The 24,450-nt window shown below is 66.9% G+C and carries 24 protein-coding genes, 1 tRNA gene and 1 pseudogene; 9 read left to right on the top strand and 17 right to left on the bottom strand.

The genetic code is table 11. From position 1 onward, the window contains the following. Positions 1-429 (bottom strand): annotated as a pseudogene (locus Q0996_RS19575) (2,3,4,5-tetrahydropyridine-2,6-dicarboxylate N-succinyltransferase); the annotation flags it as partial. Positions 430-728: 299 nt separating this feature from the next. On the opposite strand from Q0996_RS19575, the gene Q0996_RS19570 reads away from it, so the two are divergent. Then, a complete protein-coding gene (locus Q0996_RS19570) occupies positions 729-2,474 on the top strand; it encodes a diguanylate cyclase (protein WP_299623695.1) in 1,746 nt (581 codons plus the stop codon). Next, complete coding sequence (locus Q0996_RS19565) at positions 2,474-3,730, top strand: DUF2336 domain-containing protein (RefSeq protein WP_299623692.1); 1,257 nt, start codon at positions 2,474-2,476, stop codon at positions 3,728-3,730. The genes Q0996_RS19570 and Q0996_RS19565 overlap by 1 nt, the downstream gene beginning before the upstream one ends. A 30-nt stretch (positions 3,731-3,760) precedes the next feature. Here the strand turns inward: Q0996_RS19565 and argB are convergent, their stop codons facing one another. From argB to rpmH, 6 genes are all read right to left on the bottom strand, one after another. Continuing rightward, positions 3,761-4,666: an acetylglutamate kinase gene (argB, locus tag Q0996_RS19560; RefSeq protein WP_299623690.1), complete on the bottom strand. Its 906-nt coding sequence runs from the start codon at positions 4,664-4,666 to the stop codon at positions 3,761-3,763. A gap of 97 nt (positions 4,667-4,763) precedes the next feature. Then, positions 4,764-5,462: a ribosome biogenesis GTP-binding protein YihA/YsxC gene (gene yihA / locus Q0996_RS19555; RefSeq protein ID WP_299623687.1), complete on the bottom strand. Its 699-nt coding sequence runs from the start codon at positions 5,460-5,462 to the stop codon at positions 4,764-4,766. Positions 5,463-5,513: 51 nt separating this feature from the next. Beyond that, the gene (gene yidC, locus Q0996_RS19550) at positions 5,514-7,268 is read right to left on the bottom strand and encodes a membrane protein insertase YidC (protein WP_299623684.1); all 1,755 of its coding nucleotides are present in this window, start codon (positions 7,266-7,268) and stop codon (positions 5,514-5,516) included. 29 nt (positions 7,269-7,297) lie between these two features. After that, a complete protein-coding gene (gene yidD / locus Q0996_RS19545) occupies positions 7,298-7,654 on the bottom strand; it encodes a membrane protein insertion efficiency factor YidD (RefSeq protein WP_299623681.1) in 357 nt (118 codons plus the stop codon). Next, positions 7,651-8,133, bottom strand: a complete 483-nt coding sequence (gene rnpA, locus Q0996_RS19540) for a ribonuclease P protein component (protein ID WP_299623678.1) — start codon at positions 8,131-8,133, stop codon at positions 7,651-7,653. The genes yidD and rnpA overlap by 4 nt, the downstream gene beginning before the upstream one ends. A gap of 9 nt (positions 8,134-8,142) precedes the next feature. Beyond that, positions 8,143-8,277 (bottom strand): 50S ribosomal protein L34, encoded by a 135-nt coding sequence (rpmH, locus tag Q0996_RS19535; RefSeq protein WP_167228744.1) that lies wholly within the window; start codon positions 8,275-8,277, stop codon positions 8,143-8,145. 384 nt (positions 8,278-8,661) lie between these two features. On the opposite strand from rpmH, the gene Q0996_RS19530 reads away from it, so the two are divergent. From Q0996_RS19530 to Q0996_RS19520, 3 genes are all read left to right on the top strand, one after another. After that, positions 8,662-9,396 carry a TVP38/TMEM64 family protein gene (locus Q0996_RS19530; protein ID WP_299623672.1) on the top strand — a complete coding sequence of 245 codons (735 nt, stop codon included), beginning with the start codon at positions 8,662-8,664 and terminating at the stop codon, positions 9,394-9,396. A 219-nt stretch (positions 9,397-9,615) separates the two neighbouring features. Continuing rightward, the gene (locus Q0996_RS19525; RefSeq protein WP_299623669.1) at positions 9,616-9,888 is read left to right on the top strand and encodes a hypothetical protein; all 273 of its coding nucleotides are present in this window, start codon (positions 9,616-9,618) and stop codon (positions 9,886-9,888) included. Between the two features lie 229 nt (positions 9,889-10,117). Then, a complete protein-coding gene (locus Q0996_RS19520; RefSeq protein WP_299623666.1) occupies positions 10,118-11,566 on the top strand; it encodes a HAMP domain-containing sensor histidine kinase in 1,449 nt (482 codons plus the stop codon). A 90-nt stretch (positions 11,567-11,656) separates the two neighbouring features. Here the strand turns inward: Q0996_RS19520 and Q0996_RS19515 are convergent, their stop codons facing one another. The 6 genes from Q0996_RS19515 to Q0996_RS19490 all read right to left on the bottom strand — a co-directional run bounded on the left by Q0996_RS19515 (position 11,657) and on the right by Q0996_RS19490 (position 19,202). Next, positions 11,657-12,205, bottom strand: a complete 549-nt coding sequence (locus Q0996_RS19515; RefSeq protein ID WP_299623663.1) for a DUF2269 family protein — start codon at positions 12,203-12,205, stop codon at positions 11,657-11,659. 155 nt (positions 12,206-12,360) lie between these two features. After that, positions 12,361-12,981: a hypothetical protein gene (locus Q0996_RS19510; RefSeq protein WP_299623660.1), complete on the bottom strand. Its 621-nt coding sequence runs from the start codon at positions 12,979-12,981 to the stop codon at positions 12,361-12,363. 260 nt (positions 12,982-13,241) lie between these two features. Continuing rightward, entirely contained in the window at positions 13,242-15,227 is a 1,986-nt protein-coding gene (locus Q0996_RS19505; RefSeq protein ID WP_299623658.1) for a CRTAC1 family protein, read from the bottom strand. 172 nt (positions 15,228-15,399) lie between these two features. Continuing rightward, positions 15,400-16,689 carry a class I SAM-dependent rRNA methyltransferase gene (locus Q0996_RS19500; RefSeq protein ID WP_299623655.1) on the bottom strand — a complete coding sequence of 430 codons (1,290 nt, stop codon included), beginning with the start codon at positions 16,687-16,689 and terminating at the stop codon, positions 15,400-15,402. Between the two features lie 21 nt (positions 16,690-16,710). Beyond that, the gene (gene ggt, locus Q0996_RS19495) at positions 16,711-18,456 is read right to left on the bottom strand and encodes a gamma-glutamyltransferase (protein WP_299623652.1); all 1,746 of its coding nucleotides are present in this window, start codon (positions 18,454-18,456) and stop codon (positions 16,711-16,713) included. Positions 18,457-18,734: 278 nt separating this feature from the next. Then, the gene (locus Q0996_RS19490) at positions 18,735-19,202 is read right to left on the bottom strand and encodes a hypothetical protein (RefSeq protein WP_299623649.1); all 468 of its coding nucleotides are present in this window, start codon (positions 19,200-19,202) and stop codon (positions 18,735-18,737) included. Between the two features lie 158 nt (positions 19,203-19,360). Here Q0996_RS19490 and Q0996_RS19485 point away from each other — a divergent pair, with 158 nt between their 5' ends. Then, complete coding sequence (locus tag Q0996_RS19485) at positions 19,361-20,107, top strand: cyclic nucleotide-binding domain-containing protein (protein ID WP_299623710.1); 747 nt, start codon at positions 19,361-19,363, stop codon at positions 20,105-20,107. Between the two features lie 33 nt (positions 20,108-20,140). On the opposite strand, the gene gpt is transcribed toward Q0996_RS19485, so the two are convergent. The 3 genes from gpt to Q0996_RS19470 form a co-directional block, all read right to left on the bottom strand. After that, positions 20,141-20,626 (bottom strand): xanthine phosphoribosyltransferase, encoded by a 486-nt coding sequence (gene gpt / locus Q0996_RS19480; RefSeq protein WP_299623646.1) that lies wholly within the window; start codon positions 20,624-20,626, stop codon positions 20,141-20,143. 138 nt (positions 20,627-20,764) lie between these two features. Next, entirely contained in the window at positions 20,765-21,244 is a 480-nt protein-coding gene (locus Q0996_RS19475) for a DUF4864 domain-containing protein (protein ID WP_299623644.1), read from the bottom strand. Between the two features lie 118 nt (positions 21,245-21,362). Further along, positions 21,363-22,583 (bottom strand): hypothetical protein, encoded by a 1,221-nt coding sequence (locus Q0996_RS19470; protein ID WP_299623641.1) that lies wholly within the window; start codon positions 22,581-22,583, stop codon positions 21,363-21,365. Between the two features lie 305 nt (positions 22,584-22,888). On the opposite strand from Q0996_RS19470, the gene Q0996_RS19465 reads away from it, so the two are divergent. The 3 genes from Q0996_RS19465 (at position 22,889) to Q0996_RS19455 (ending at position 24,094) form a co-directional block, all read left to right on the top strand. Beyond that, positions 22,889-22,965: transfer RNA gene (locus Q0996_RS19465), tRNA-Arg, on the top strand. A 435-nt stretch (positions 22,966-23,400) separates the two neighbouring features. Then, positions 23,401-23,607 carry a hypothetical protein gene (locus Q0996_RS19460; protein ID WP_299623638.1) on the top strand — a complete coding sequence of 69 codons (207 nt, stop codon included), beginning with the start codon at positions 23,401-23,403 and terminating at the stop codon, positions 23,605-23,607. Positions 23,608-23,713: 106 nt separating this feature from the next. Further along, positions 23,714-24,094: a PilZ domain-containing protein gene (locus Q0996_RS19455; protein WP_299623635.1), complete on the top strand. Its 381-nt coding sequence runs from the start codon at positions 23,714-23,716 to the stop codon at positions 24,092-24,094. Between the two features lie 69 nt (positions 24,095-24,163). Here the strand turns inward: Q0996_RS19455 and Q0996_RS19450 are convergent, their stop codons facing one another. Then, entirely contained in the window at positions 24,164-24,436 is a 273-nt protein-coding gene (locus Q0996_RS19450; RefSeq protein WP_322096758.1) for a DUF1289 domain-containing protein, read from the bottom strand. Positions 24,437-24,450 lie beyond the last annotated feature (14 nt).

Here is a 24,450-nt window from a genome sequence, read left to right as displayed (position 1 = left end):
CATGGTGCCGCTGTCCACATAGGCCCCCAGGTTCACGAAGCTCGGCATCAGCACGACCCCCGGTGCGATGTAGGCGGAGTGGCGCACCGTGCAGTTGGGCACCGCGCGGAAGCCGGCCTCGCGGAAACGGTTCTCGCCCCAGCCCTCGAACTTCGACGGCACCTTGTCCCACCAGCGGGTCGACTCGCCGGGGCCGCCGGCGATGGTGGTCATGTCGTTCAAACGAAACGACAGCAGGACCGCCTTCTTCAGCCACTGGTTCACATGCCAGCCCTCGGCGCCCTTCTCGGCCACGCGGAAGCTGCCGGAATCGAGGCCGGCGAGGGCTTCGGTGACGGCCTCGCGGACCGCCCCGCCGGTGCCTGTGTTGACGCTGTCACGGGTTTCCCAGGCATCCTCGATGATGCCCTTCAGATCGTCTGCTTGCATGGAGTCCTGCGGTTTGGTTCAGGCGGAAGCTGGATGAATTCTGCGCCGCGGACCATGCGGGAGGCACGCTGGCCTGTCAATCTCCGCCAGTCGGCTGCCGCGCCCCCGAAAACCGCTACCCGGCAGGCGATCCGACTGGTTAGCGGAAGGTAAAGATCGGCCCGGACAAGCAGTTCGGACAGCCAAACCGCAAGTAGATGTCCCTTTGCCTTAATTGACACGCGTACTTAAGCGCATCTTAACGGCAGATGGCGCACTTTGACCCCTCGAATAGATCACTTCGTCCGAGAGGGGGACCCATGGCCAGGTCGCCGGCGGCGAGCGGCCCCGAGCAGGACAAAGACCAGCAGAACAGCGGCGAGCGGATCCTCGAAGAGGCCTCCCCGCTGTCGCTGATGGGCGCCGGTGGTGCCTTGGAGTTCTATCCCGGCGCGGTCCTGCTGGCCGGCCACAACGGCATCGTCCTTCATGCCAACGAGCAGGCCGAGCCCATCGCCCAGCAATTGAAGGCGGCGGGCAACGAGGAGCTGCGCGAAGCCGTGCGCGCGGCCATCATGGGCACCGCCGCGCAGGTGAACCCCCTGATCGTCACCGCCGTCGAGGCGGGCAAGCCGGTGGAGCGGGCCTTCGACGTCACGGTCACGCCCTGGAGCGAAGGGGCGGCGGCCCTGCTGCTGGGCCGCGACGTCACCCTGGAGCGCAGCCTGCGCGCCGCCCTGGTGGAATCGCGTCAGCGCTACAAGGACCTGGTGGAGATCTCCAACGACTTTGCCTGGGAAACCGACCGCGAGGGGCGCTTCGTTTTCGTCTCGCCGCGCGGGGCCCTGGGCTACTCGGCCAACGAGCTGGTGGGCAGCCACGCCCACGACCTGCTGTTGGACAACACCTTCAAGGACAAGTGCCCCTTCTCCGCCCGCGAGTCCGTCGACGCGGCGGAGATGTGGGTGCGCGACGCCGCCGGCGAGAGCGTCTGTCTGCTCTCCACGGTGTTGCCGCTGACCTCCGAGAGCGGCTGGGTCGGCGCCCGGGGCGTCTGCCGCGACGTGACCGAGCTGCGCTGCCATGAGGCCAATCTGGCTGAGGCCCAGAACCGCGAGCGCCTGTTCTCCTACATCGTGAACATGGTGCGCCGCGAACTGGAGCCGGCGCGCATGCTGGCGGCCACCGCCGAGGCCTTGCTGCCGGCCCTGGCGCTCTCCGGGATCTCGATCCACGGCCTGGCCGACGGCCAACTGGGGCAGGCCCTGGCACAGGCCGGCAAGACCGCGGACTCCGACGACCTGGCGGCGCTGGCCGAGCTGCTGTCGCTGGAGAAACCGGCGGCGGAGATCGAGCGCAGCAGCGGCTCGGTTCTGGTCCGCGCGACCGCGTTCCGCGACCAGGCCAACGGCCTGCTCTGCGTCTGGCGGACGGCGGGCGGCCACCCCTGGAGCGCGGAGGACCGCAGCCTCCTGGACAACATCTCCGGCCAGGTCGGCCTGGCCATCGAACAGTTGGCGCGGCAGACGGAAATGGAGGTCCTCTCCATGACCGACCATCTGACTGGCCTCGACAACCGCCGCGCCTTCGTCGAAAAGCTGGAAAAACGTTTTGCGGAGGAAGGCGGCGGCGATGGCCCCGCGGCCCTGTTCTACGTCGACCTGGATAACTTCAAGCAGGTGAACGATACCCACGGTCACCAGCGCGGCGACGAGGCGCTGTTGGAAGTCGCCAGCCTGTTGCGCGAAGAGAGCCGCGCCGGCGATCTCGCCGCCCGCCTCGGCGGGGACGAGTTCGCCCTCTTCATGATCGATATGGACGAGGCCAGTGCCGGGCGCAAGGGCGCCAAGCTGCTGAAGCTGGCGGAACGCCTGCGCGGCTTCTCCGGCGATGCCGATCACTTGCTCGGCTTCTCCCTGGGGATCGCGATTCACGAGCCCAGGAAGGGCGAGACGCTGCAGTCCCTGATGTGCCGCGCCGATGAAGCGATGTACGGCGCCAAGCGCGCGGGCAAGCACAGTCTGAACATCGCGTCCGCCTATGAGCGGCGCAAGGCAGGCGCCTGATGGTTTTCGGTCTCCTGCGCGCCAAGTCCCAGGCCAACCTCTCCTACGAGGAGAGCAAACGCATGGCCGAGAACGGCTCGGACAAGGACCGCGCCGACCTGGCTTCGCGCACGGATCTGCGGCCCGAGCTGCTCTACTATCTCTCGCAGGACCCCTCCTCGGAGGTCCGCCGGCGCATAGCCGCCAACGAACAGACGCCGCGGCAGGCCGACCTGATCCTGGCGCGGGACAAGGACGAGCAGGTCCGCGCCCAGCTTGCCACCAAGGTCGCCGAGCTGACCAAGAAAGAGGACAAGGACGACCAGGAAAAGGTTCAGCGCTTCGTCGAGGAAACCCTGGAGGTCCTGGCCAAGGACCAGACCACCCAGGTTCGCCAGATCCTGGCCGAAGCCCTCAAGTCCGTTGCCGACGCACCGCCCCAGGTGATCCAGAGCCTGGCGCGCGACGTCGAGGACGTGGTCGCCTGCCCGGTGCTGGAATTCTCGCCGCTGCTCAGCGACGAGGACCTGCTCGACATCATCGCCAGCAGCGCTGCCAGTGCCCGGCTCTGCGCCATCTCGCGCCGCGACCAGGTCGGCGAGCGGGTGTCCGATGCCATCGTGCAGCGCGACGACCGCAAGGCCATCGCCGAACTGCTGGCCAACGATTCGGCCCAAATCCGCGAAGAGACCCTGGACGCCCTGATCGACGGGTCGGAGGCGGAGACCTCCTGGCAGAAGCCCCTGGTGGAGCGCCCTGTGTTGCCGGCCAAGGCCGTGCGCAAGCTGGCCTCCCTGGTGGCCGAATCGCTGCTGGAGAAGCTGAAGAAGCGCGATGACATCGACAAGGCGACCGCGGATGCCGTCGCCAAGGAGGTGCGTCGGCGCATGAACGAGGGGCAGGTCGAGGAGGCTGCGCCCAAGGTCTCCGACGAGGACGAGGCCCGCAAGCTGTTCAAGGAGAACGCTCTCAACAGCGAGGTCATCGGCGATGCGATCCTCGCCGGCCGCCGCGACTTCGTGCGCCACGCCCTGGCCCTGCGGGCGAAGGTCGAGGTCGATCTCGTCGACCGCATTCTGAAGGGCCATTCCGCAAAGGGCATCACCGCGCTCTGCTGGCGGGCCGGCTGCAGCATGCGCATGTCCTTGCGGCTGCAGACCCACATGGGCGGCATCCCGCCCAACAAGACCCTGCATGCCCGCAACGGGGTCGAGTTCCCGTTGTCACCGGAGGAAATGCAGTGGCAGCTCGACTTCTTCGCCAGCCTCGCCGAGTGATCGGGCCGCTCCTCTAGGCGGCCGATGCCCTTAGCGCCCGATCAAGGTGCCGATGCCGCCCCCGGTGAAGATCTCCAGCAGCATGGAGTGGGGCAGGCGCCCGTCGAGGATGACCGCGGCCTCCACCCCGTTGTCCACCGCCTTGGCGCAGGTCTCGAGCTTCGGGATCATGCCGCCGGAGATGGTGCCGTTCGCCTTCAGCGCTTCGACCTGTTGAACGGTCAGGTCCGTCAGCAGCTCGCCGGCCTTGTCGAGCACGCCCACCACGTCGGTCAGCATCAGCAGGCGTGACGCGCCGGTGGCCGAGGCCACGGCGCCGGCGACGGTGTCGGCATTGATGTTGTAGGTCTCGCCGTTTGGGCCGACGCCGATGGGGGCGATCACGGGAATCAGGCCGGAGCTCTGCAGCGAGGTCAGAACCTTGGGATCGACCATGCTGGGCTCGCCGACGAAGCCGAGGTCCAGCACTTTCTCGATGTTGGAGTCCGGGTCGACGGTGCTGCGTTGCACTTTGCGCGCCTGGATCAGATTGCCGTCCTTGCCGGAGATGCCCACGGCGCGCCCGCCGGCGGCGTTGATGGCGCTGACGATGGACTTGTTGATGGTGCCGGAGAGCACCATCTCCACCACCTCGACGGTCTTGGCATCGGTCACCCTGAGGCCGTCGACGAACTCGCTCTTGACCTCCAGCCGTTCCAGCATGCGGCCGATCTGCGGGCCGCCGCCGTGGACCACGATGGGGTTCACGCCGACTTGTTTCAGCAGAACGATATCGCTGGCAAAGAGCGAGGACAGCTCCGCGTCCACCATGGCATGGCCGCCGTACTTGATGACGAAGGTCCTGCCGGAATAACGGCGCATGAAGGGCAGGGCCTCGGTGATGGTCCGGGCCGTGCGCAGCCAGTGCTTGGTGTCGCTGATGTTCTTGCGGTTCATGTGAGTGCTGTCTGCTTTTTTGTTTTCTCCGGCCTCCGGGCGGGGCCCGATCCCTTGCCCAGGGCCTTGCCCCGGACCGGCTGAGGCCGGCGCCACTCTACTCCGCGCCGGGCGGTTCGGCCAGCGCCGCCAGGGCGGCGCGCAGTTCGGGGATACCGGCGCCGGTCTGTGCGGAGGTCACCAGGCAGTCGGGGTGGGCCGCCGGCCGCTGGGCCAGCGCCCGGCCGGTCTCCGCGACCATGCGGGCCAGCGGCCCGGGCTTCATCTTGTCGGCCTTGGTCAGGACGACCTGGTAGGAGACGGCGGCCTGGTCCAGTTCGTCCATGACTTGGCGATCGCTGGACTTCAGCCCGTGGCGGGAGTCCACCAGCAGGCAGACCCGGCGCAGCTCGGCCCGGCCCTTCAGATAGCCGCGGGTCAGCTTGGTCCAGCGGGCGATGTCGGTCTTGGAGGCGCGGGCATAGCCGTAGCCCGGCAGGTCGACGAGAATCAGCCGGCTGTCCAGATCGAAGAAATTGAGCAGCCGCGTACGCCCCGGGGTGTTGGAGGTCCGGGCCAGGGTCTTGTGCCCGGTCAGCGCGTTCATCAGGCTCGACTTGCCGACGTTGGACCGCCCGGCGAAGGCGACCTCGTTGCGGCCGAAGGCGGGAAGCTGGGCCTCGTCGGCGGCGGATATCAGAAAGTTGCAGGGCCGCGAGAACAGCAGGCGCCCCGCCTCCAGGGATCGGGCTTCAGGGGCGGTTTGGTCCGCTGCCTCCCCGTCCGGCGGTCTGTCGCTTTGGGTGTCGCCTGTCATGGTCGCGCGGCATCAAGAGTTCGAACCGATCCGTCGTAAGCCGAAGCTGCTCTAGCTCGTCGGCTTCGGCTGGCCGCCGCCCAGGGGCACCCCGGCGCGCTTCATGATGATCGCCTGCTGGGCCATGGAGAGGATGTTGTTCCAGGTCCAGTAGACCACCAGTCCCGCCGGGAAGGTGGCCAGCAGGAAGGTGAACATGATCGGCATCATCAGGAAGATCTTGGCCTGCACCGGGTCCGGCGGCTGCGGGTTCAGCTTCTGCTGCAGGAACATGGAGATGCCCATCAGCAGCGGCCAGACGCCGATGTTCAGCAGATTGAGCAGGCCCAGATCAGGCGCGTCCCAGGGCAGCATGCCGAAGCCGTTGAGGATCGAGGTCGGGTCCTGCGCCGAGAGGTCCTTGATCCAGCCGAAGAAGGGGGCGTGACGCATCTCGATGGTGACGAACATCACCTTGTAGAGGGCGAAGAACACCGGGATCTGGACAAGGATCGGCAGGCAGCCGGAGAGCGGGTTGGCGCCCTCGCGCTTGTAGAGCGCCATCATTTCCTGATTGAGGCGCTGCTTGTCCTCGGCGAAGCGTTCGCGCAACTCCAGCATCTGCGGCTGCAGCTTGCGCATCTTGGCCATGGACCGGTAGGACTTGTTGGCCAGCGGGAAGAACACCAGCTTGATGGCCACCGTGAGGATCAGGATGGCGACGCCGAAGTTCCCGACCTCGGCGTTCAGCCAGTGCAGGGCATAGAACAGCGGCTTGGTGAGGAAGTAGAACCAGCCGAAGTCGACCGCCAGGTCGAAGTTGACGATGCCGTTCTCGTCCCGGTACTCGTCGAGCTGGACCACTTCCTTGGCGCCGGCGAAGAGCCGGTTGGTGGTTTCGGCACTGGCGCCGGAAGGGATCGCCACGGCGTCATAGATAAGGTCGGTCTGGTAGTGATCGCGGCCCTGGCGCTGGTTGTAGACGAAGCGGGTCTTGACCGGCTTTTCCTGGTCCGGGATCAGCGCCGCCAGCCAGTACTTGTCGGTGATGCCGATCCAGCCGCCGGTGGTCGGCGTGTCGATGATGACGTCGCGGCCCTCGTAGTCGTCCTTCAGGTCGCTGTAGTCGACCTCCTTCAGGGTCTCGTCGAAGACGCCGAGCGGGCCCTCATGGAGGATGAAGAAGCCGAGGATCTGCGGCGTGTCGATGCGGGAGACCAGGCCGAAAGGCGCCAACTGGATCTCGTCGCCGCTGTCGTTCACCACCCGCTGGGTCACGGTGAAGAGGTACTGGTCGTCGACGGCGATGACCTGTTCGAAGGTCAGGCCCTCGCCGTTGTTCCAGCGCAGGGTCACGGGCGTGTTTTCGGTCAGCGTGCCGCTGCTTTCCCAAAGCGTGTTGATGTCGGGCAGGGTGACCTTGCTGTTGGCGCTGGCGGCCCAGCCGAAGCGGGCGAAATAGGGCTTGGGCGAGCCCTCCGGTGAGAGGTAGGTGATCTGCGGGCTGTCCGGCTCCAGCGTTTCGCGGAACTGCTTCAGCACCAGGTCGTCGAGCTTGGCCCCGCGCAGCGCGATGGAGCCGCTTAGCTTGTCGGTATTGATCTCGATCCGGGGGCTGGCGCCGATCACCTCTTCGCGGGCGTCGGCCGCGGGCACCGCGGTGCCCGCCACGCCTGGAACGCTGCCCTCGAAGGTCGGCGTGCTGTCCTGGCTCTGTTCGACCGGCTCCGTCGGCGTCTGCGGCACCTGCGGCGGGAACAGCAGCTGGAAGCCGAACAGGATGGCCACCGAGAGGACGATCGCCAGAAGAAGGTTGCGCTGTTCCATAGGTCGTGAAGAGCTCCCGGGGGCAGGCCTCAGCGGCCCGATTGTTCATCTAGATGGCGACAACCGGGGCAAAGGCCAAGCCCGGCGGCGGATTTTGCGGAATAGGCGGCCTGTACGGGGGCGGTCCGTGCGGGGCCGGTGTGAACGGAGTTCGTCTCCGGCTGCGGCTCGGGGACGGGGTCGTAGCCCCAGCCGCCCCAGGGGTGGCAGCGCAGCAGGCGCCGCAGGGTCAGCCAGGTCCCCCTGGTGGGGCCATGGACGGCGACCGCCTGGCGCGCGTATTCGGAGCAGGAGGGCCAGTAGCGGCAGGACGGCGGGAAGAACGGCGAGACCAGCACCTGGTATCCCCGGATCAGGACCAACAGCAAGAGGCTGACCAGCCTCATTGGGATGCCTCCTTCGACCTGCCTCTGCGGGCCCCGCCTTGCGCCCCGCCACGGGCTTTGTCCCCGGCCCTGTTTCTGGCCTTGCCGTCCAGTTTGACGACCGCCTGCTCCAGATCCTGAAGCAGCTTCTCATAGGGCCGCACCAGGGTGACGCTGCGCCCGATCACAACATAGTCCGTGCCGTCGCGCCCGACACGCGGAAAGACTTCCGCGGCCGCCGCCCTCAGCCGGCGCTTCACCCGGTTGCGGGTGACGGCGTTGCCGACCCGGCGGGTCACCGTGAAGCCGACGCGCACCTCCGGTTCGTCCGGGGTTGCCTCCGGCGTCCGGCCAGCCGCAGGCAGATCAGGCGCCGCCCGGTCGGTTCCGTGCTGGCGCCTTGCTGCTTGCAGGATGAGGCCGGGCGTGACCCATTTGCGCTTGGCCGCGGCGACCCTGAGGAATTGAGGACGTGTCTTGAGCCGCCCAACGGTCGGCATCACGACACCCTAGGCGGAAAGGCGCTTGCGGCCTTTGGCACGCCGACGCGCCAGTACGCGACGCCCGCCCACGGTTCCCTTGCGCGCGCGGAACCCGTGACGGCGCTTGCGGACCAGCACAGAGGGCTGATAAGTGCGCTTCACGACAGTACTCCAGTACCAGGCTGACTCTTGAATTGACGGGGCTGTATAAGGGCGGCCCCCGGCTCTGTCAACGACCGCAAGGCCCGGGGCCGGGCTATTCTTTTCCCCCGTCGGTGTTGGCGGCGGCGTGGCGGCGGCGCGGCCCATCCGGCGAGCCTCCTGGGGGCCGGCGGCGGGACCCTCACACCTTGGTGACTGGTCGGTGACCCGCCCAGCCGCTAAAACCGCTGATGTGCTCGGATTTGCGCCGCTCCCCCAGCGAACCCGATCGCCCGCCGCAGCCCTGAAAAAGGGCCTGTGTTAACACGCGGTTAACCATGTTCCGGCTACCGACTGGGCCGGAGCAGTGACAAGGATCGCCGGAGACTTCCCGAAAGACAGCGTATGACAGATCCCAGCTCCGAAAGCGCCAAGAAGGGCGGCTCCATCGGCCGTTTCGTGCCGATCTTGATCCTGGTCGCGGGGCTCGCGGCGTTCTTTCTCCTCGGCTGGCACAAATACGTCAGCTTCGACGTTCTGAAGGAAAACCGGGCCAATCTTCTCGATCTGGTGGCCCAGTACGGGATCCTCGCCGGCCTCGGCTTCATGGCGGTCTACGCGCTGGTCGCAGCCTTCTCCATTCCCGGCGGCGCCATCCTCACCATCACCGCCGGGTTCCTCTTCGGGCCCTTTATCGGCACCTGCTATGTGGTGGTGGGGGCGACGTTGGGGGCCTGCGCGCTGTTCCTGGCCGCCCGTTACGCTTTTGCCGACCTGCTGCGGGCCAAGGCCGGTGCGGCCATCCAGAAGATGGAGGCCGGCTTCAAGGAGAACGCCCTCAACTACCTGCTGGTGCTACGTCTGGTGCCACTGTTTCCCTTCTTCGTCGTCAACCTGGTGCCGGCATTCCTGGGGGTGCCTCTGCGGGTTTATGTGATCGGCACCTTCATCGGCATCATTCCCGGGACCTTCGTCTATTCCCTGGTTGGCAACGGCCTGGGCGCCATCTTCGACCGCGGCGAGGTGCCGGACCTCGGGACCATCTTCCAGCCGCAGTTCCTGGCGCCGATCCTGGGTCTGGCGGTGCTGGCGGTGATCCCCGTGATCTACAAGAAACTGAAGGCGCGCAAGGAGGGTTAACCGTCCAGCCGCGCGGGCCTGCACGGCCCTGTGACCGGAAAAGGTCCTTTTTTCACAGAAAGTTGAAGCAGATCGCTGCAGCGTGATTCGAGTTTGATCGGGCTGCCGACCATTCTCTTGGGCACCGGCAGTCACCGGCCCCAATCGGCGGCCCGCCGGATCGTAAGGTGCCTTCGAGGCGCCGCCTGAGACCGATCAATCTTGGAGGCATAGAAAATCATGCTGAAGAAGACCCTCGTTGCGCTGAGCGTTGCCACCGTGTCCGCTGGTGCGGTTGCTCTGCCGCTCGCCGCAGCCAACGCCGCCGATACCTCGGTGCAGATTGCCGCCTGTAACCCCTGTGCGGCCAAGCCCGCCTGCGGCGCCTGCAACCCCTGCGCGGCCAAGCTGCTGAAGCCGGCTTGCAACCCCTGCAATCCCTGCGCGGCCAGCAATCCTTGCAATCCCTGCGCGCCGAAGAACCCCTGCAATCCCTGCGCCGCCAAGAACTAGGCTGCTGCAGGGTTTTTCTTGGTGGGTGCGTCTGCGCTGGCCGCACGACCCCAAGGCGCAGCCCGATCGGGCGCACCCACCGACCCGCTTTCCCACATCCTGCTTGTTCTCGCCGACTTGCGCGCCTGACCGCATCGGTGCAGCGCCCTTCACAGGGCCGCAAGGCGCTGTCGGGCCGCGCTCCGGCCCCATTCGCTTAGGCCAAACCGCCGTGCTATAAGCCATGGTTATGTTGGGCCCCAAACTGCAGGGCAACGGCCTGAGCCCGCCGCCGCTCACCAAGAGCCTCTCGGCCAAGCTGCTGCTGCTGACCATCTTCTTCGTGATGCTGGCGGAGGTGCTGATCTACGCGCCCTCCATCGGCCGCATGCGCCTGGTCTATCTGCAGGAACGCCTGGCCGCGGCGCACCTCTCGATCCTCGCCCTGGAGGCGACGCCGGACAACATGGTGAGCAAGGACCTGGAGGCCGAACTGCTGCAGCATGTCGGCGCCTACATGGTCGCCCTCACCAAGCCCGACCAGGGCAAGCTGATGCTGATGGTTGAGGGGCCGGAGTCCATCGACGCCAGCTATGACCTGCGGGAAGCCAGTTTCTTCGGCCTCATCGGCGATGCAGTGGTGGCGCTGGCGGCACCGAACAACCGCCTGCTGCGCATCATTGGGCCCTCGCCCAAGGACCCGCAGGTGCTGGTGGAGATCGTGCTGGACGAAGCGCCGATGCGCAGCGACATGTACGACTATTCCTACCGCATCCTCAATCTCTCCCTCGGCATCTCCATCTTCACCGCGGCCCTGGTCTACCTCAGCCTGCACCTCCTCATGGTGCGGCCGATGCTGCGCATCACCGCCAGCATGGCCGCCTTCCGCGAGAAGCCGGAGGTGGCGGCCGGCGCCCTGCCACCCTCCGACCGCAGCGACGAGATCGGCATCGCCCAGCGCGAGCTGGTGACCATGCAGGAGGGGCTGCGCGCCGCCCTCTTGCAGAAGACCCGCCTCGCCGCCCTGGGCGCTGCCGTCACCAAGGTCAACCACGACCTGCGCAACATCCTGGCCACCGCCAGCCTGATCTCCGACCGCCTGGCGCGCAGCGGCGACCCGGCCGTGCGCTCCATGGCGCCGACCCTGGTGGGGGCCATCGACCGGGCGCTGCACCTCTGCGCCCAGACCCTGCAGTTCACGAGGGAGGGGCCGGCCCATCTCGACCTCAACCGCTTCGACCTGCGCGACCTGATGACCGAGGTGCGCGAGGGGCTGGCCGGAGTGGGTGTCGGCCGCGCCGGCTGGATCAACGAGGTCGAGCGCGGCTTCGTCGTGGAGGCCGACCGCGAGCAGCTCTACCGCGTCTTCTCCAACCTCGGCCGCAACGCCCTGGAGGCCGGCGCCGCTGAGGTCCACATCGTCGCCCGGCCGGTGCGCAACTTCCTGGTCATCGATGTTGAGGACAACGGCCCCGGCATGCCCGAAGAGGCCAAGGAGCATCTCTTCAAGCCCTTCACCGGCTCGGCGCGGGAGGGTGGAACCGGCCTCGGCCTCTCCATCGCCCACGACATCATGCGCGCCCACGGCGGCGACATCCGCATGGAACGCTCCACCGAGGACGGCACCCTGTTCCGCCTCGTCCTCCCCATGGAACAAAGCAAGGGCCAGTCGCAAGCCGCGGCCCGCAAGGCCGGATAACCAGCGTCCGCGTCCGGTCTGAGCCTTGATCTTCTTGCTCTTGACCCTCGGGGTCGGAATGCCTGCAGAACCGGCGCTGGGCCCGGTGCTTCAGGCCGCCGGCCGGGTGCGCTCGTTGCTGAGGGGAGCGGTTTCTGTCCGGGCGAGCGGTTCAGCGGCGCGGGCCTGTTCCCGTCTTGCCAGCCTCGGGCGCCAGATGCCCACGACGACATTGGCGACCGACAATGCCATGACGATGCCGAGCGCGTACCACTCAGAGGCAAGCGCCGTGTCGAGTGTCTCTGCGACGGGCGCGCCGTCGGCAACTTCCTGCGAGATGGCGGCGGCATGATCCGCCCTCGCGTCGATGACCATCAGCACGCTCTTGAACAGGATGAAGCCCATCACCGCTTTCAGCCAGGCCCATCGCTTGTCCAGGAACGGGGGATGCATGGCCATGGAAAGCAAGCCGGAGACAAGGGCAACCCCAAGGGATGGAACCAGGACGTAGCTGCTGACTGCCGCGATGGATTGCCGCATGTCTGCGTAGGCGGCGGGCGTCTCCTGCGGCGCGATTACGAGCAGGATCATGTAACAGCCAAGACCGCCGATCAGCCCGCAGGCGGCGAGCGTATGAAGGATTTTCAGCGTCTTGCGCATGCGCGGATACCTATGGTTCCGTGGTCTGGTGACGGTCAACGCCCAGCCGCTGCGCGGTCCGCGCCGGCACCCGGGACCTTTGGTCAGTGTAGCCGGCAAAGCGTCGCGATTCGACAGCCGACTGGAAGACTTGCGCGTTGCATCGCGGCGCGGCGTCAAACCCCCTGTAGCGTTGGAAAGCCCCTGTACCACTTTGCATGGCTGGCCGTTTGGTTGGGCATCCCCGGTTTGGTGAGGCAACCGCGCGGCTGGATGAAGCTGTCGATGCGGCGCAGCGGCTTTTCGTGCCATTGGATGTTGAAGGCCGCGAGCTTGGGAAAGAACTGCAGGTGCGAGTACGGCAGGTGGTCGTGGATCCACCAGGCCAGTCCGCGCCAGTCCGCCCCTTCGGCGTAGCGGTCGGCGAACCAGGGGATGACGATGCAGGCGGCCGCGCCCATCCGGCCCTTGCCGTCGCGCCGATCCCAGATGTGGTAGGCGGCCGAGGTATCGTTACGCGCGCAGTTCATGCCATTGGCGTTGCCGAAGCCGTTGACCGCGGCCGAGCGATAGGACCCACGCACCGCAACGCGCCCGAAGGTCGCCTGCAGCGGCTCCAAGAGCTCTTGGCAGAGTTGCCGGCCCGCCGAGATCGCGAGATCGGGGTCATCCGGCACATTCGGGATGCCGTGGAAGTCCGCGATCTCCGAATAGAGAAAGTCGCGCATATAGAAGTTCGCACTGAGACGCACGCGCCCGAAATTCTCCAGGCCGCGCATCGAGGCAGGTTTTCGCATTGTCGTTCGCTTGGGCTGCAGGTTCACCTTGCATTGACCTATACCATCTCTATCGGCTGGATTGATCCGTGTTCCGCGCCGGCAGGTGACGCGCCTATGGACCTGAGGAGACCAAGGAGCACCTCTTCTAACCCTTCATTGGCTCGGTCTGCGAAGGAGATGCCCTTCTTTCGTCCAAGACCTCCTCATGGAACAGAGCAAGGCCCAACCCAGCGCCAAGAAGGCGAGTTAGGGGGAACGAGCGGCGTGAAGCGGGAACCCTACGACCCGTAGGGCGGGTCCTGGGCGATGCTCAGCAACTGGTCGGCGGCGACGTTCTTGAGTTCCTGCATCGCCCCGCCCGGCCAGTAGACTCGCACCGCCGTGACGCGGTCGTTTGCGCCCAGTCCGAAGTACATCCGGTAATGACCCTGGGAGCGGTGCGAGCCTTCGGCCTCGCCGAGCTGCTGGCGCTGTACGCCGTCCGCTGTCTCCACCTCGACCTTGGCGCCGATGGCCGGCAGGTTGCCTGTGGGGCCCTGCAGGCGAACCTGCAGCCAGTGGTGCCCGCCGCCGGGGTTCCGGTAGAGCTTCAGCCGCCACTCCGAAAGGGTGAAGAGCTCATCCGCCGCTGCCCTGCCCAAGAGCTGCATTACCTTGCGCTGAACACGCTGCATCGAGGTCGGCGGCACCTCGACGGCCAAGAGCAGATCCCGATCCCCGTCGTTGTCCGCGTCGAACCAGGTGAGAAAGGCGCCGTAGAGCCTGTCGGAGCGGCGCGCAAGCTGGCCCGTTCGGGAAAAGCCGCCGTCGGTCCGCTGCCGGAAGAGGCCGTCGGGAAAGCTGTGGAGGTCGACCAGTCCGTCGTTGTCGCTGTCGACCCAGCTCGCCGTCTCGCTTCTCGCCGGCAGCCCGAGGGCCTCCGGCGCGGCAACCTCAAAGCCGCCCTCCCGATTGACCAGCAGGGCATTGCCCAAGTTGGAAGCGGCGAAGACGTCCGGATCGCCATCCCGGTCGAAGTCGGCCAGGGTGAGCTGAGAAATGTAGCCCTGGTGGCGCCCGATCTCCTCGGCGGCAAAGTCGCCGCGGTGGTTGCGGTAGAGCCAGAATGCTGTCTGATCGGCGAAAACCAGGTCCATGTCGCCGTCGGCTTCGACGTCCAGCCAGACGAACTGGCCCTGCTCCGGAACCGCGAGGCCGCGGTACGACGAGACGTTCCGGAACTGGCCCGTGGCGTGCTGGCGGTGCAGTTGATCGGGATGGCGCTGGCGCGGCGGGTTGTGTCGGCCACAGCCGGTATGGATGTCCAGGCGCCCGTCGCCGTCGAAATCGACCAGCGCGACCTTGCGGCCCGGGCAGACGCCCTTGACGATGCCCGCGCGGCTGGCCGCGTCTGTGAAGGTCTGACCCTGTTTCAGAAGCAGCTCGTCGTTGCGCGTGACCGGGTCCGCCTTCATGCGCCCACTGCCGCCACCGCGGGCGATGAAGACGTCGCTCCGGGCGTCGCCATTGAGGTCGGCCCAGGCCATGCCATGACGGTCGCGCCCCGGCAGCAGGGAGAAGTCGTGGCCGGCCGGATGACGCCTTTCGGTTCCGACGAAGACCCGTTCAAGGGCGATGCCGGGATCCAGGGTGATGAGGGGATGAAAGTAGAAGCGCTTGGACTCGATTCTCAGGGCGCCGTTGCCCGTCGCTTTGAAGTCGACAATCAGCCGGCGGTCGCGTTCGACGCTGGTGAACGCCATGGCGCCCTCGCCGGCGACCACCACGGTGCGCGGCAGATCGATCCGGCCGGAGACCGGTTCCGCGGGATCGAGGCCATGGGCCTTCGCCACCAGCGCGGACTTGTGCCAATAGAGATAAAGGCCGGGCCCATCCAGCAGCGGTTCGCTGGCCGAGGGGCCGAGGCCCGGGAAGTCCGGGTTCTGACCCAATCCCAGCGCGACGATCTTGTCGGTATATCCGTCTCTGCGGTCGTTGATCAGGATGCTCTGGCGAAAGCTGTGATTGACCGTGAAGATGTCGAGCAGCGCGTCGTCGTCGATGCGCGCCACCCCCAGATCGAAGAGGTGATAGGTCGTTCCCAGATCCTCCTCGGCGAAACCGTCGCCCGTTGTAAGAGGCCGCCGGGCCGCGTCATTGGGCAGAAGGATCTTCAGCGGAACGGCGACGACGACCGCGACCAGCACGATGGCCATCAGGCCGAGGATCTTCGGACGGGCGATGCGCATGCGCAGGTCCTGAGCTTCGAGGGTTGCCGAGCACACGCATGTTTCTCGCTAATCTCGCGGGTCGCTCGAGCATCAAGCGCATACTATGTCTGCGCGATCACAGCGTCCGATCCCCACCACCGATGACACAGGAATTGCACCGCCGGTCTTCGCCGGGACGAGCGTCCCCGGCGATTGTCTCCCCGATCCGCCGATGCGTCGGGCGCCCTCAGTCCAGGGCCAGGAACTGCATTTTCAGGTAGGCGCTTTCCGGCAGGGCGGGATGGACCGGGTGGTCGGGGGCGGCGCCGGATGTGCGCAGCACGCGCGCGCTGCGGCCGGCGTCCTGCAGGCCGCGGCGGACCTGGCCGGCGAAGCTGTCGACGTCGGCGTGGTGGGAGCAGGAGGCGGCGGCGAGATAGCCGCCTCTCTCGACCAGGGCGGCGGCCAGGCGGGTCATCTTGCGGTAGCCCTTGAGGCCTTGCGCGAGGTCCTTCTTCGACTTCACGAAGGCCGGCGGGTCGACGATCACCAGGTCGTAGCGTTCCCCCGCCGCGGCGCGGCGCTGCAGATCCTGGAAGATCTCCGCCTTGACGAAGCGGCAACGGTCAGAAACGCGGTTGGCCTCCGCCGCCATGGCCGCCAGGTCGAGTGCGGCCTGGGAGCGGTCCACCGCCGTCACCGCGGCGGCGCCGGCCAGCGCAGCCTGCACGGCAAAGCCGCCGGCGAAGGCGTAGCAGTCCAGCACCGTCGCGCCCTCGGCGAGGCCCGTGGCCCAGGCCCGGTTGTCGCGCTGGTCGTAGAACCAGCCGGTCTTCTGGCCGCCGGCCAGGTCGGCGAAGAAGCGGGCGCCGTTCTCCTCCAGGGGCAGTGGCCCGTCGAGCGAGCCCCGGGCCACCTCGACGCTTTCGGGCAGGTGCTCCAGGGCGCGCACCGCGCCATCGTTGCGCAGCACCACGGTGGCCGGCGCGATCACCGCCTCCAGGGCGTCCATCAGCGCCCCGGTCATCCGCTCCATGCCCGCGGTGTTGACCTGCACCGCCAGGGCATCGCCGAAGCGATCGACGATGAGGCCCGGCAGGCCGTCGGCCTCGGCATGGACCAGCCGGTAGTAGGGCTTGCCGATGAGCTTGTCGCGAATGGTCAGCGCCCGTTTCAGGCGCGCGGCGAGGAAATCGCGGTCGATCCGGGTGCCGCGCTTGCGGGTCAGCAGGCGCGCGGCGATCAGTGGGTGGCGGTTGAAAAAGGCGGTGCCCTGATAGCTCCCCTCGCCGTCGTGCAGTGCCACCAGGCCGCCGGGCGGCACCGCCTTGGCGGCGGCGTTCATCTCCACCTCGTTGGAGTAGACCCAGGGGTGGCCGCGGCGCAGCCGCTTGGCGCCGTGGGGCTTCAGGGTGATCTGCGGCAGGCCGTCGCCGGCCAGAACGGCCGGCGCCGATGGAGCCGTGGGCGTCTGGTCGCCAGGCGGGGCGTCCGAACCAGGCTGGGCGTCCGAAGACGCGGGGGCAGGGTCGCTCATGTTCTCAATACTCTAACGGGACTACTCGCTGAGGACCACGCCTTCGCGCCGCGGGTCGGCGCCGCCCTCCAACCCCTGCTCCGTCAGCCGGATGCCGTGCAGGCCGGAGGTCAGGCCGCGGATCTTCACCTCGTGGCCGAGGGCCTCCAGCGCCGCTTGCGCCGGCTCCAGCCCCTGCCCCTCCTCAAGGTCGGTGGCGCCATTGCGGTTGACGAAGTTGGGCAGGGAGATTGCCTCCTGCATGGAGAGGTTCCAGTCCAGGGCGCCGACGATGGCCTTGGCGGTATAGCCGATGATGCGGCTGCCGCCGGGCGAGCCGATGGCCATGACGAAGCGGCCCTGCCGGTCCAGCACCAGGGTTGGGGACATGGAACTGCGCGGCCGCTTGCCCGCCTGCACCCGGTTGGCGACCGCCCGGCCCTCCACCGCGGGGCGGAAGGAGAAGTCCGTGAGCTCGTTGTTCAGCAGGAACCCCCGGGCCATGAGGCGCGAGCCGAAGGCGCTTTCGATGGAGGCGGTCATAGAGACGGCGTTGCCCTCCTGATCCACCACCGAGAGGTGGGAGGTGGAGGGCGGGTTGAGCTGCGCCGGACTGTGGGCCTGCTGGCTCGCCAGGCCCGGCTGGGCCTTGCCCAGGCTCCGCTCCGGCGAAATCAGCGCCGCGCGCTCCTTCAGGTACTGCGGGTCCAGCAGGGCTTCCAGGGGCACCTCGACGAAGTCGTTGTCGGCGAGGAAGCGGTTGCGGTCGGCGAAGGCCAGCCGCCCGGCCTCGGCGACCAGATGGATCGCCTCCGGCGAGGCCGGCTCCAGGGCGGCGAGGTCGAAGGGCGCCAGGAAGCTCAGCATCTGCAACACCGCCACCCCGCCGGAGGTCGGCGGCGGCATGCCGCAGACCTGCCACTGGCGGTAGGGGGCGCAGAGCGGCTTGCGCCGCTTGGCCTCGTAGCGGGCCAGGTCGCTGTAGCTCAGGACGCCCGGATTGCCGGCGGCGGCGCGCACCTGCTTGACGATGTCGACGGCGATGGGGCCGCTGTAGAAGGCATCGGCCCCGCCTTCGGCCACCGCGCGCAGGGTATCGGCGAAGGCTTGGTTCTTGCGCAGGGTGCCCACCGCGAGAGCCTCGCCGGCGGAATCGTAGAAGTAGGCCGCCGTGTCTTCATAGCGCTTGAGGTACTTGTCCCTGGCGACCAGGCCGTGGAGCCGCGGGGAGACGGCGAAGCCCCGTTCGGCCAGGTCGATGGCCGGGGCGAAGAGATCGGCCCAGGGCAGGCGGCCGTGATCCTGATGGGCCAGCTCCAGCATGCGCAGCAGGCCCGGCGTGCCGACGGAACGGCCGCCGACCACCGCGTCCCAGAAGGCCATGGGCTCGCCGTCGGGCTTGAGGAACAGATCCTCCCCGGCCTCCTGCGGCGCGTTCTCGCGCCCGTCATAGGCCATGACGCGGCGGTCGGTGCCGTTGTAGTGCATCAGGAAGGCGCCGCCGCCGATGCCGGAGGACTGCGGCTCCACCAGGCTCAGCACCATGGCGGTGGCGATGGCGGCGTCCACCGCACTGCCGCCCCCGCGCAGCATCGCCATGCCCGCTTCCGCCGCCAGGGGATTGGCGGCGGCCACCATGTGCTGGGGCTTCTCGGCCTCAGCCGCCGTTTCTTCGCCCGGCGTGGTGCAGCCGGCGGCGAAGGCAGCAGCGACCATCATCAAGCCGGCCGAGGCCCGGCGCAACGCGGTGGGTTTGAAGGGGCGGTGCTTGGTCGGGGCTGCGGACATGGCGGGATCCTCCGTTTCGTCGGGGATGCATGGGGCGAGCGGAAAGATCCTAGAGCAGATCCTGGATCGATGGAATCGCGGGAGCGATCCATCGAGCCTGGTGAATCTGCTCTAATTCTCAAGTGTAGAGCGGATTCACATGTTTAGACGCAAACACGAAGGTGTTTCCGTCTAAACATGATCCGCTCTAGCATCCGCCAGACCCGCGGCCATTTCCAGTCAAACAGTAGGATGAGCCGGTGCCGATGGTCCCGGGGCCGCCTCAGTGCGCGGTGGCGTCAACCGGCAGCGGCGATCCGCTTGCACATTTGCAGGCCGGCCATCCAGTGGCCGCGCTCGTAGAGAACATCGGAAATCCAGCCGCTTCGCCCCTTGGCCTCGACCTGCCGCAGGTTGGTGAGGATCGCCGAGCAGCCGTGCTGTTCGGCCAGCCGCTCGATGGCGCGCATCAGGGCTCTGGCGACACTGGGCTGGCCCACGATGTCCAGAGCACAGAACTGGTCCGCGAAGAGGATGGGTCCGTGCATCAGGTCCTGCGAGAGGGTGAAGGCGCTGATCCCGACAATGCACTGCCGTTCGTTGTGAACGATCAGGATTCCGCTGCCATGGCGTGCAGGATCGCCCAGTCGCGCCTCAGCAAAGCGCCGCCAGGCCTCGATGGACGCGTCCGGCATCATGGCTTGTACGAGGGGATAGGCCTGATCCACGTCGTTGCTGGACAAAAGACTGACATTGAGTTTTCGCAAGATCGCGGGCACCTTGTAGGGATAGAGAGAGGCGATTAGGGTGGGCTTGACTTCGAGCGGGCTCCTTGATTTAGGTCAATGCTAAGCACTTAAAGCACCCTGGTTTGGTGTGGATTGGAGAATACCGGGGCGATCAGAGGGAGTTGGTGGATTTGGCTGTGTTCGACATCAATCATGTAAGCAGCTTGGCGCCGGCGGTCTCGCGCGAGGAGGCGGGCCCTTCCCCCTGCAGCGCCTGCAAGATCCGTAATCTGACGATTTGCGCGCCGCTCAACGATGCCGAGCAGGCGCAGATGGCGGCCATCGTCAGCCATGTGGAGTTGGAGGGCGGCGCCCCCCTCTTCGACGAAGGCGAGCCGGCGGACCATGTCTACAACGTCACCTCCGGTACCCTGAAGGTCTACAAGCTGTTGCCGGACGGGCGCCGCCAGGTTACCGGCTTTCTCCTCGCCGGCGACTTTCTGGGCCTGGCCAACGAGGACGACTACGCCTACAGCGCCGAGGCGGTGACCCATTGCAGTCTCTGCCGCTTTCCGCGGCGCAAGCTGGAAATCCTCATGCAGCGCTTTCCCAAGGTGGAACAGCGCCTCTTGAGCATCGCCAGCAACGAGCTGGCCGCCGCCCAGGAGCAGATGCTGCTGCTGGGCCGCAAGACGGCGCGGGAGAAGATCGCCTCCTTCTTGCTGCTCCTGGCCAATCGGGCGCGCCAGCGCGGCATGAGCGACAGCCCGGTCTCGGTGCCCATGAGTCGCACCGACATCGGCGATTTCCTGGGGCTGACCACAGAGACCGTTAGCCGCACCTTCACCCAGCTCAAGCAGGGCAACCTCATCCGCCTGCTGCCCAACGGGCTGGTGGAACTCAGCGCCCGCGAAGATCTGGAGGATATCGCCGGCGGGTTTTAGGTGTGTTTCGGTGTTCCCGGCACCGGCGCCTTATCACGCCCGCGAGTTCTGGATGATCGGCGGCACCGACTGCAGCTCCGAATCCCAGGGAAAGAGAATCCAGGTGTCCTGGCTGACCTCGGTCACGAAGGTGTCCACCATGGGGCGTCCGGCGGGCTTGGCATAGACCGTGGCGAAATGTGCCTTCGGCATCAGCTCGCGCACCACTGAGGCGGTCTTGCCGGTGTCCACCAGGTCGTCGATGATCAGCCAGCCCTCGCTGTCGTGGTCGACGCTCTTCAGCACCTCCAGGTCGCCCTGTGTGTTGTCGTGGCGGTAGCTGACGATACAGAGGGTGTCGATCAGCCGCAGGTCCAGTTCGCGGGCGATGACCGCCGCCGGCACCAGCCCGCCGCGGGTGATGGCGGCGATCCCCTTGAAAGGCCCTTTCTCCACCAGCCGCCAGGCAAGGGCGCGGGAATCGCGATGGAGTTGATCCCAGGAGACCGGGAAGTTCTTGATTTCTGCCTGCGCGACCATCGCTTCGTTCCCCCCTGTTCACGGCTGCCCCGCCGCGGGCTCTGCCGGCAGACGCTTTTTTCGCCGCCCGCGGGCGGCCTGTCAAATTTGGAAGGAGTCGGGGCGCAAACTCGGTAGGGCCGCGTTGACGCAGAGCCGCTAGCTGGAGACTTCGCCGGTGGGTATCAGTTGCACGGCGGCGATGCGCCAGCTCCCGTCGGGCTGCTTCTCCATGGTGTAGATGGCGATGACCGCGACCCCGTCGGGTCCGACGAAGCGCACGGCCTGGCCGGTGCGCCCGGAGACGACCCGGGAATCGAGGAATTCCACGGACTGCGGCCGGTAGACCGGCATGTATCCGCCGCGCACCATGGCCATGAAGTTCTGCGGCGTGCCGAACATCTCGCGCAGGCGCGGCGTGGCGAAGGAGAAGGCGCGCGACCAATCGTCGACCTGAAAGGCGTCCAGCTGGGCCTGGATGGTGGCCAGAATGGCCTGCTGGTCGGCGGGTGCCGGCTGACTATAGTCCTGGCTTTGGGCCTGGACCGTCAGCGGTGCCGCCAGCGCCGTCACGGAAAGAAGGACGGTCAAAGCCGCGAGCAGAGGCCGAAATGCGCGCGGCATCAATGAGAAGGACATGGCAACCCCCTTTGCTCATCCCCTTGAGATAGGCCGAGGAGGGGCTGCGACTAGCCCTGGTTGGGATTGGATGCCGGACCGTCGCGAGGCAGGCCGCGGTCAGCGGCTGCCGCCGGGTTCAGCGCACGTAGACGTGGACTTCGGTGAACTGCGCCTGGGCACTGCTGGTGGCCGACAGGGTCATGCGGTCCGCCGGCAGGCCCATGGAGGTCAGGGCCCGCAGCACACCCTCGGCATTGCGCCGCGAGCGCGAGGTGTCCAGGGCGACCTGGGCGGCATCTCCGGCGGCGGGTGAGACCGCCACGATGTCGAAGGCCGCGTTGGGGCGGCGCTCCAGCGCCGAGCCCACCACGGTGAAGAGTGCCTGCTCGTACTGCACGTCCGCACTGTCGAAGCGGATCACCGCCAGGGGCTGGCGTTGACCGACCTGGCTGGCGGCGCCGCCGGACGGTGCCGGGGCCGGCACGCCATAGGCGCGGTTGGCCAGGCTGCCGCCGATGTATTCGCCGTTGTCGATGGCCACCTGCATGGCGGTGAGGTTGAGGCGCTCGTTGGCGAAGTAGTTCTGGGTGCGGGCGATGTCGTCGGTCAGCTCGTTCAGCAGACGGTCGATGATGACGACGGTCTTGTTGACCTCGTCCTCCAGGACGGCGAGCTGGGCGTGGTCTTCCTCGATGGCGCCGCGCAGCTCAAAGGTGGTGCTGGTGGATTCCAGCAGGAAGGCGGCGAGAGAGGCGGTGCCGGAGACCTGGCTGGCCAGGGTGTTGAGCGCAGCGATGGAGGCGCCGACCTGCTGCAGCTCGGCCTGGGCCTGGTTCCACTGGGCCACCAGCTCCGGATTGCCGGGGGTGGTGCCGACCTGCAGGCGGGCGTTCATCGCCGCCTTCAGGGAGTGATAGTTGCCGGCGAACTGCCGCGCGGAGACGCGCAGGCTCTGTAAGGAATTGTTTTCGCTGGAAAGTTCGCCCTGCAGGCGCAACAGATCGCTTCTCAGACCCTCGATTTTCTTGCCGACCACTGTGCCCGTGGGCCGCATGTTGCTGACCGTCGGCGGCTCGAACACCGTCGTGCCCAGAATTTGCGGGGCCGGGGGCGACTGGGTCGCGGGGGCCGCCGGGGCGGCCGTTGCCGCAGTGCTGTCGGCGGCTGCCGTCTGGGTGGCGGTCGGCGTGTCGGCCTTGGCCGCTTCAGCCGGCTGAGCCTCGGCGCTCTGCGCCGCCTCGGTGCCGCTGTCTACGGGCTTTCTCGTTTTTTGCGGCATGGCGCAGCCGGCAACGATGAGAAGCGCGCCGATGACCACAGCGGTCCGGCGAAAGGGCAAGGAGTGTCTGATCGACATCGAATTTTCCGTATAGATTTACGGGACAGCCTATCTACCTAAGTCCTTACAGATTAACCATGTAAGTCTTTACAGAGTATTGCTGTCCGGGCCCCCCGAGGCAGATTGCGCGATAGTAGAGGATGGATTCTGGGGCGACAAGCGCCATTTCCCCCGCGAAAAGGCTCGGAAACCCGCATGCTCGCTGGGTTTCGGGCGCTTGGCTGGCGCCGGCGAATCGCTTGCAAGCCGCAGGGGCTTCGAGTAATGTCCCGCCTCTTCGCGGCGGCGGTATCGGCGCCGCTCTAGCACACCTGCACCGCTCAGCGCCCGTAGCTCAACTGGATAGAGCATCTGACTACGGATCAGAAGGTTGGGAGTTCGAATCTTCCCGGGCGCGCCACCCCTGCCACCAGCAAAAACCTCAGCCGGTCCTCACTGCTGACTCCGGCACGGCACCATCGGGGCAATGATCGCGTGCCCGGATGAAGTGAAACCGCAGCCCGCCCCCGGCCAGCTCACAGCCCTACAGGACTCGCTCTAGCTGTTCTGATTAGGTGCACAAATATTCCCATATCGATTACTTGTGCACCTTCATTGGTTGATTGTGGTGCGGTCCTGGAACCTCAAGGAAATCCGAGGGTTGAAGGGTTTTCTAGCCCCTTTTTTCACACGCTTTAGAGGGGTCGGAACAGTTGAACGGCGCTTACGGGTTGCGGTATGAGGCTGGTGATGAACCGTCCTGAGAGACGGCAGGAGGCTGCAGGTGGACGCAGCCGCGAGCCGGGTTGCGAGAGAGGGCCCCGGCGATAGTGGGGATCAGGCTATGCCTCGGAGGATGACCGGAGCTGCCGTGCGGGTCGGCGAGCGCTTTCAGGAGATGCGGGCGACGGCCCGGCAATGGGAAGTGGAGTCGTTCTTTACCGACGCCCGCGCCATCAACCATGTCTCGCTGCGCGATACCCTTGATCCGTCGCGGCGGGTGACGCTGGCCTGCACGGCGCTGATGGACCGCAGCCGATTCCGCCCCCTGGGGTCCGGCTGAGGGGCTTCGACTGAGCGCTCTTGAAAGCAGCGCGACTCCATCGAATTTAAGGCGACTTGAATCGAGTCTTAACGAAAGCTTCAGGCTGATGCGTCATTCTTGAGGCATGGTCTTTGGATTTCTGACGCGCCTTTCCAATCCCGGCTACGAACGCCGCCGCGAACCCCGCGGGTCACAGTTGTCCGGCCATGTCTCCATAGACGGCTGCGAGTATCCGCTGAAGGACTGGTCGCGCCGCGGCTTTTCCGCGGCCTGCTACCGGGCCGAGCACTATCCCGGCGACAAGGTGGATATGACCGTGCGGGTCGACCTCGATCAGGAACCGCTGATCTTCTCCTGCCGGGCGGTGGTGATCTGGGTCGACCGGGACCGCCGCGAACTGGCCGGTGTCTTTACCCATCTCGACACCCAGATCCAGGAACAGATCATGGCGGCGATCTTCGCGCGTTCCGCCGGCGTCGAGGAAAGCACGGCGATCCACGCCTGACGGCCCTTTGCGGCTCTCGGTTCCAGCCCGCGCCGCCGCCTTCCAACCAATCCACCCAAACTGTCTTGGTCAGGCTTTGGCGCCCTTGCGCTCCGGGAGCAGGGCCAGAACCGCGCGCTTCTCCTCGGCGGAGAGGATCGGCCAGTCGCGGATCTCGTCGATGGTGCGCGCGCAGCCGATGCAGGTATCGCTCTTCGGGTCGATCTGACAGACGGTAATGCAGGGCGAGGGCACCGAGGTGTCGAGCACGCGGCGGGCCCGTTCGCGCCTGCGGGCACGGCGGGCCGCCCGGGCGGACTCCTCGGGGCCCGGCGTTCGCTTGGTTCCGGTCTCGTCGCTCAACCCACGTCCGCTCC

This window comes from Pelagibius sp. (genome assembly GCF_028289705.1).
In the GTDB taxonomy this organism is placed as follows: domain Bacteria; phylum Pseudomonadota; class Alphaproteobacteria; order Kiloniellales; family Kiloniellaceae; genus Pelagibius.
The sequence above is the reverse complement of the archived record's forward strand: the minus strand, read 5'-3'. Positions and strand labels throughout refer to the sequence as shown.

Excerpts from the sequence above, each read along its gene's own strand:
- Q0996_RS19570 (WP_299623695.1), top strand. The coding sequence starts at position 729 with ATGGCCAGGTCGCCGGCGGCGAGCGGCCCCGAGCAGGACAAAGACCAG.
- Q0996_RS19565 (WP_299623692.1), top strand. The coding sequence starts at position 2,474 with ATGGTTTTCGGTCTCCTGCGCGCCAAGTCCCAGGCCAACCTCTCCTAC.
- argB (WP_299623690.1), bottom strand. The coding sequence starts at position 4,666 with ATGAACCGCAAGAACATCAGCGACACCAAGCACTGGCTGCGCACGGCC.
- yihA (WP_299623687.1), bottom strand. The coding sequence starts at position 5,462 with ATGACAGGCGACACCCAAAGCGACAGACCGCCGGACGGGGAGGCAGCG.
- yidC (WP_299623684.1), bottom strand. The coding sequence starts at position 7,268 with ATGGAACAGCGCAACCTTCTTCTGGCGATCGTCCTCTCGGTGGCCATC.
- yidD (WP_299623681.1), bottom strand. The coding sequence starts at position 7,654 with ATGAGGCTGGTCAGCCTCTTGCTGTTGGTCCTGATCCGGGGATACCAG.
- rnpA (WP_299623678.1), bottom strand. The coding sequence starts at position 8,133 with ATGCCGACCGTTGGGCGGCTCAAGACACGTCCTCAATTCCTCAGGGTC.
- Q0996_RS19530 (WP_299623672.1), top strand. The coding sequence starts at position 8,662 with ATGACAGATCCCAGCTCCGAAAGCGCCAAGAAGGGCGGCTCCATCGGC.
- Q0996_RS19525 (WP_299623669.1), top strand. The coding sequence starts at position 9,616 with ATGCTGAAGAAGACCCTCGTTGCGCTGAGCGTTGCCACCGTGTCCGCT.
- Q0996_RS19520 (WP_299623666.1), top strand. The coding sequence starts at position 10,118 with ATGTTGGGCCCCAAACTGCAGGGCAACGGCCTGAGCCCGCCGCCGCTC.
- Q0996_RS19515 (WP_299623663.1), bottom strand. The coding sequence starts at position 12,205 with ATGCGCAAGACGCTGAAAATCCTTCATACGCTCGCCGCCTGCGGGCTG.
- Q0996_RS19510 (WP_299623660.1), bottom strand. The coding sequence starts at position 12,981 with ATGCGAAAACCTGCCTCGATGCGCGGCCTGGAGAATTTCGGGCGCGTG.
- Q0996_RS19500 (WP_299623655.1), bottom strand. The coding sequence starts at position 16,689 with ATGAGCGACCCTGCCCCCGCGTCTTCGGACGCCCAGCCTGGTTCGGAC.
- ggt (WP_299623652.1), bottom strand. The coding sequence starts at position 18,456 with ATGTCCGCAGCCCCGACCAAGCACCGCCCCTTCAAACCCACCGCGTTG.
- gpt (WP_299623646.1), bottom strand. The coding sequence starts at position 20,626 with ATGGTCGCGCAGGCAGAAATCAAGAACTTCCCGGTCTCCTGGGATCAA.
- Q0996_RS19475 (WP_299623644.1), bottom strand. The coding sequence starts at position 21,244 with ATGTCCTTCTCATTGATGCCGCGCGCATTTCGGCCTCTGCTCGCGGCT.
- Q0996_RS19470 (WP_299623641.1), bottom strand. The coding sequence starts at position 22,583 with ATGTCGATCAGACACTCCTTGCCCTTTCGCCGGACCGCTGTGGTCATC.
- Q0996_RS19460 (WP_299623638.1), top strand. The coding sequence starts at position 23,401 with ATGACCGGAGCTGCCGTGCGGGTCGGCGAGCGCTTTCAGGAGATGCGG.
- Q0996_RS19455 (WP_299623635.1), top strand. The coding sequence starts at position 23,714 with ATGGTCTTTGGATTTCTGACGCGCCTTTCCAATCCCGGCTACGAACGC.